Source organism: Candidatus Dadabacteria bacterium (genome assembly GCA_026705445.1).
In the GTDB taxonomy this organism is placed as follows: Bacteria; Desulfobacterota_D; UBA1144; order Nemesobacterales; family Nemesobacteraceae; genus Nemesobacter.
On the sequence record JAPPAR010000039.1, the window covers coordinates 1 to 5,658 of the forward strand.

At 54.0% G+C, this 5,658-nt stretch carries 5 protein-coding genes and 1 pseudogene; 4 read left to right on the plus strand and 2 right to left on the minus strand.

The features are described from left to right. Positions 1 to 164: 164 nt before the first annotated feature. Positions 165 to 1,319 (minus strand): ATP-binding protein, encoded by a 1,155-nt coding sequence (locus tag OXG75_07405; GenBank protein ID MCY3625796.1) that lies wholly within the window; start codon positions 1,317 to 1,319, stop codon positions 165 to 167. Positions 1,320 to 1,525: 206 nt separating this feature from the next. Between OXG75_07405 and OXG75_07410 the strand changes: the two genes are divergently transcribed. The 4 genes and pseudogenes from OXG75_07410 to OXG75_07425 all read left to right on the plus strand — a co-directional run bounded on the left by OXG75_07410 (position 1,526) and on the right by OXG75_07425 (position 5,248). Then, positions 1,526 to 2,716 (plus strand): ATP-binding protein, encoded by a 1,191-nt coding sequence (locus OXG75_07410; GenBank protein MCY3625797.1) that lies wholly within the window; start codon positions 1,526 to 1,528, stop codon positions 2,714 to 2,716. A gap of 108 nt (positions 2,717 to 2,824) precedes the next feature. Then, the gene (locus OXG75_07415) at positions 2,825 to 3,115 is read left to right on the plus strand and encodes a hypothetical protein (protein MCY3625798.1); all 291 of its coding nucleotides are present in this window, start codon (positions 2,825 to 2,827) and stop codon (positions 3,113 to 3,115) included. A gap of 226 nt (positions 3,116 to 3,341) precedes the next feature. Continuing rightward, complete coding sequence (locus OXG75_07420) at positions 3,342 to 4,904, plus strand: TolC family protein (protein ID MCY3625799.1); 1,563 nt, start codon at positions 3,342 to 3,344, stop codon at positions 4,902 to 4,904. An 80-nt stretch (positions 4,905 to 4,984) separates the two neighbouring features. Continuing rightward, positions 4,985 to 5,248 (plus strand): annotated as a pseudogene (locus OXG75_07425) (helix-turn-helix domain-containing protein). A gap of 107 nt (positions 5,249 to 5,355) precedes the next feature. On the opposite strand, the gene OXG75_07430 reads toward OXG75_07425, so the two are convergent. After that, on the minus strand, positions 5,356 to 5,658 hold a 303-nt coding region (locus tag OXG75_07430), incomplete at its 5' end, for a hypothetical protein (GenBank protein MCY3625800.1).

The following is a 5,658-nucleotide window of genomic DNA, read 5'->3' on the forward strand; positions in this document are numbered from 1 at the left end:
TAAATTCGATTTTGTTTGTTTCGCTCGATTTAAGCTTTAGAATGGTACTGGTTATTATGCTTATTCTGCTGGGAGACATTCGACCAATTAAGAAATCTTAAGACAAAGTTCAGCAGCTGCTCAATGTCCGGATAAGATGGTCGCTTCGCCTGCTGGGGTTCCGCTCAGGAAATGTCCTGTAAAAGTCGTTTGGCGGCAATTGCGTGAACCTGTTTGTCAAGCGTAAAGCTTTCCGTGCCCGCATGGATAATGTCTACTCTGGTCAGCCTCAGGTCGCGCAGCGCCGCCCGCATCGAGCGGGTGAAAGCGGGAGTTGTGGTACGTTTTATCTCAAAACCGCGGAGGCGGCCGCCCTGGTGCACGACAAGGTCTATTTCCGGTCCCGAATGAGTTGCCCAGAAATAGCATTGCCTGTCCTCGACCCCGAGCGCCTGAATCAGGGTTTCGACGATGAATCCCTCCCAGGAAGCCCCTACCTTGGGATGGCGCTCAAGCTCGGCGTGGGTAGTTACATTGAGGAGATTGTGAAGTATCCCTGAATCCCGCACGTAAATCTTCGGCGATTTCACCTGACGCTTGCTTATGTTGGCGCTCCAAGGCTTAAGGCTTCGGAGCATGAATGTCGCCTCAAGCGCATCAAGATAGCGACGCACGGCGTGGTGGGAAACGCCGAACGCACGAGCGAGCTCCGAGCCGTTCCAAATCTGCGCGTGATAGTGAGCGAGCATCGACCAGAAGCGGTCAAGGGTCACACTCGGTATCCTGATTCCAAGCTGGGGAATGTCCCGTTCAAGAAAGTCCCGGATGAAAAACCGCCTCCACTCGTAGCTTTGCCTGTGGCTGCGTGCGGTGAACGAACGGGGGAAGCCGCCTCGAAGCCAGAGGAGATCGGCTTTGCTTTCGCCGACCTCGGAGAGCGAGAATCCCGGAAGCTCGCAGTAGGCAATCCGCCCGGCCAGGGTTTCCGAGCTTTGGCGCAGCAGTTCTGGAGATGCGCTGCCTAGAACGAGGAAACGGGCGGGCCGGCGGGGGCGGTCCGACAGCACACGCAGGGTGGGGAAAAGATCGGGCCGCCGCTGGATTTCATCGAGCACCACGAGGCCGCGCAGGGAGGAGAGCGCAAGCAGGGGGTCGGCGAGACGCGAGAGGTCGACGGCGGATTCAAGGTCGAAGAAATGAGTCGGACCTTTTCTGAGCCGTGCAAGCTCCCGGGCCAGCGTCGTTTTCCCTACCTGCCGGGCTCCCAGCAGGGCTACGACCGGATTATGGGAAAGAAGCCGGTTCAGTTCTTTTAAATGCTTGGAACGTTTAACCATCATGCGGGATTATATCATGAAAATTGGAAGCCTGCCATCCAATTTTCATGATTGTTGAAAAATCACGGAAGAAAAAAAGATCGCTCTTTGGATATAGACAAAATAGTTTCATGTCAATGTTTCTTTCCGCGCCCAGTTGTTTTTCTCTTGAGGGGGCCTGACAATTCAGTTATTCTAAACCCATAAATAATGGAGTTTTAATGCCTGGTATGTCGGATAATGAGTTTCCAAGAGAAATAGCCGTGTCAGTCAGGCGCATGGCGGGGCACTTTCCTGCCGTTATTGTTACGGGCGCTCGTCAGACGGGCAAGACAACGCTGCTGACAAAACTGTTCGGGGACTACAACTACGTAAGTCTCGACCTTCCGGCGGAAGCGCAGTTGGCAGAAGAGGATCCTCAGTCGTTTCTGTCGCGTCATCCCGCGCCGCTGCTCGTGGATGAGGTTCAGTACGCCCCTAGGCTGTTTCGCTACCTGAAGGTTGAAATAGACAAGCGCAGGGATATGAACGGACGCTTCATTCTTGCCGGGTCGCAGAAATTCAGCCTGATGCAGGGAGTCTCGGAGTCCTTGGCGGGACGTTGCGGCGTGCTTGAGCTTGAAGGCCTTACGGTTCAGGAACTTGGACCCGTGTTTTCCCGCATGGAAGAGGGCGAGGGGATGGCCGGGATTCTCGCTCGCGGGTTTATGCCGCAGCTCTGGAAGGATCCGGCGATGAGGCCCCCGGACTATTTTGCCAGCTATCAGGCGACTTGTCTTGAGCGCGATGTGCGCCAGCTTTTAAATGTTTCGTCGTTGCGGGACTTTGACCGCTTCATGCGCGCCCTGGCTCTTCGCAGCGGACAATTGCTTAACAAGTCGGAAATTGCCAAGGAAACGGGAATAAACAGCAAAACCGCCGACAAGTGGCTGAATGTGCTCGTGGCTTCCAACCAGGTTACGCTGCTTGAACCCTGGTTTGCGAATCCGGGGAAGCGTCTTGCGAAGACGCCCAAACTTTTTTTCAATGATGTCGGGTTGCTGTGTTTCCTTCTGGGGCTTAAAGGACAGGCGGTGACCGAAAGCTACCTGATTGGAGTGATATGGGAGACTTTTGTTTTTGGCGAACTGCGGAAATACCTGTCTCTGGCGGCTCCGGAAGCGACCATATGGCACTATCGGGACCAGTCACGCGAAACGGATTTCATTATCGAGAAGGACGGACGTCTGACTCTGGCGGAAGCGAAATGGAAGGAATTTCCGACGCCGCGTGACTTTGCTCAAGCCCTAAAGGTTCACGAACTGCTCGGACCGCGGGCAAGATTGCCTGTTATGGTGCTGTGCCGTACCCGTCAGAGTTTTCCGGTTGCGGAAGGACTGCTTGCCGTAAACGCGTTCAGACTCCGGGAACACCTGACATGAAGTTATGTTTCCGATTCTCTGTCCCGAGGGGTTTTAGAAGCGGATCCATATTAAGCGGGTGCTTTGTAAAAGCAATGTTTTGCGGCACCGGATTACGGGCCGCAGGGGTTGGCGGAACATGTTCGGTACTCGTTAAGCGGGAAGAAATACCGGCTTAACAAGGATCAATTGGCCGGAGTGGTTCATGCGTTGTTTGAGGAGCCGAATGTGCGCTTTGAAGAAGGGGCGGCCGTGTGGATGGCTTTAAATGATTATCTGGAATCTGATGGGGCTGATTTTGCCGATGCTCTGATCATAAACAAGGCCCAGGCGGTAGCCAAAGCGCAGGGCGGACCATTTTCCGGTTCCTACACATTTGATAAAGTCGCCCGGAAGTTGCAAGGGGCTAGGTCACCATAGAACTCCGATCTTGATGCACCAGAATCCTTGAATAAAAAGAGCAAGGACAAAAAGTTGAGTGACTGCCCGACATTTCTTTCCGTTTCGCAAGGCAGTGCGGGACCTGAAATTATGCTTTTTGCGGTTTTCTCAGTAAATTTTTACCCCACATTCAGAGAGGATGACGAAAAATCCGGACCAGGATACGAAACGCCGGGGTCCGGTTCCAACGTAACGGAGTGTCTCGATGTCAAAACATTTTAAGATCTTTCTGGTTTTCGCCGCGTGTCTTCTCTTTGTCTCGGTCGGGGCGCAGGCCCTCACTCTCACGCAGGCGAAGATAATGGCCCTTGAGAAAAACCATGACGTAAGGGTATGGATGCTCGGCGTCGACGCCGCACGCGGGGAGTACAAGAGCAAACGGGGAGTCTATGACCCCGAGATAAGTTTCATGGCCTCCTACGCCGACACAAAAACCCCCGTTCTCAGCGCCTTCATAGAGGACGGAATAGTAAACGCCGAGGTTTTCTCCTTCGGAAGCGAACTCTCGGGGAAACTGCCCACCGGAACCTTCTACAAGCTCTACGATCTTGAAGTATCGCGGACCGAGACCGATTCTCCGCTTGAGAGCCTGAGCCCTTCGTGGGCCGCGAGCCTGGGTTTCAGCGTGGGGCAGGAGCTGCTCCGCGGCTTCGATATAGCCTCCAACAGGGTATCCGTGGTGCTCTCGAGAAAGAACAGGGACATATCCGTTTACGAATTCGAACTCATGGTGGCGAAGACTCTTTTCGATCTTGAGAGAAGCTACTGGGGAGTCGTGGCCGCGGCCCACGACCGCGATCTTGAGAAAAAAGCCTACGATCTTGCCCTGGACCTTGAGAGAAGAACCCGAATAAAAGTGGAGGTCGGGGTTCTGCCCAGGGTCGCCCTCACCCAGGCGCGCTCTGAAAGCGCCGCCAGGAAGGTGAGGATGATAAACTCCGAGAACGCCTACGAGGCGTCTATGGATGCGCTTAAAAACCTGCTCGTTATCCCCTTGGAGGAAAGCGTTGAGCTGCTCGAGGTAACCGATTCCATGCCTACTGCTTACGAACCGCCCTCGGAGGCCGTGGCCGTGGTGCAGGCGTTTGAGAACCGCCCCGAGATGCGCCGGGCGGAGCGGGAGATGGAGAAGGCACAGGCGCTTAAGACCTTCTACTCCCGCCAGAGACTGCCGCGTCTCACAGTCGAGGGCCGCCTCGAGTACCTGGGCCTTGGGGGCTCCGAGAATCCCGACAGGCTAGTTTTCGGAGAGCCTGGCGGCGTGCCCCGTCGCTTCACCGATTCCTCGCATGCCTACGACAGCATCGCCGACCGCGATTTTCCAAGCTGGAGCGTTACGGGGAAGTTAAGTTTTCCGATCTTCGGTAGAAAGGCCGGGGGAAACTACGCGAAAGCCCGCGCCGACTATGACCGAAGCGTTATAAGCTACCAGAAACAGAAAGATACAGTGCGCCTCGACGTTAGGAACGCCATAAGGGAGACCGCAAGCAGCCAGAAGAGGATGGAAGCCGCCCTGCTTTCCACCAATCTCGCAAAGGAGGTGCTCGGGAACGAGGAAGAGAAGTTCAAGGCGGGACTTTCCACCACCAGGGAACTCCTCGAAGCGCAGAGGGATCTCATAGGCGCGGAGTCTAGCTACATAAGCGCTTTTGCCAGCCACCGGGTAGCCCTTGCCGATCTTGAGCGCGCGAGGGGGACAATGATAGAGAGCAACTACTTTCTAATAGAGAACCACTCCGACATCGGGCCTTATCTTGAAGTTGACTGATTGGCATGCAGGCAATCTGCAAAAGCGGGTTTATCTTATTTCAGGTTAAGTCAATATGGGTTCTATTTATAGGAGCTATCATGACTGAAAATCTTGATCGGTTTGAGCCGAAATGGCGTTTGTCTCCGCCTGGAGATACGATTCTTGACATTCTCGAAGAAAAGAACTGGACTCAGGCTAAGTTCGCAGACTCTACCGGTTATACGGTAAAGCACGTAAGCCAGCTTGTACAAGGCAAGGCGGTGATTACGGAGGATGCCGCACTTCGACTGGAACGGGTGCTCGGCGGCAGTGCGGAGTTCTGGCTGTCAAGGGAGGCGAAATATCGCGAGGCCATTAAGCGCTAAGCGTTTTCCGTTGCTTATCTCTAACGAAAGGATTCTTACTTTAGGCCGAACTTCATTTGCCAAAACAGCGTTTTGATCAATAACGACGGGGGGATTGTGCAAATTCAACCTGTACCCGTACTGGGAACAAATCTTCCCGGTTCAACATCAAGCAATTCAAACGCTCTTTGCTGAAGAACCGTAGACTCCGCACAGATATGTAATCTGTGCTCAGGACTCCCAGGCGGAGTTATCTCGTTAAGACTCAACGTACCAAGATCTTCCATCAAGGTCCCGAAGCTGTGAACACTGAATCCCTCCTCTGTTTTCTTCGTCCTGTGTTTCCTCTTCGCACTCTCAGATACCTCGGCCCGCTCCACGGGACTGCTTCTTTTCTCCTCCCTGTCATCATCCTCGAACATAAGAGG

Coding starts and splice junctions, on each gene's coding strand:
- OXG75_07410 (MCY3625797.1), top strand. CDS start 1,526: ATGTCGGATAATGAGTTTCCAAGAGAAATAGCCGTGTCAGTCAGGCGC.
- OXG75_07420 (MCY3625799.1), top strand. CDS start 3,342: ATGTCAAAACATTTTAAGATCTTTCTGGTTTTCGCCGCGTGTCTTCTC.
- OXG75_07405 (MCY3625796.1), bottom strand. CDS start 1,319: ATGATGGTTAAACGTTCCAAGCATTTAAAAGAACTGAACCGGCTTCTT.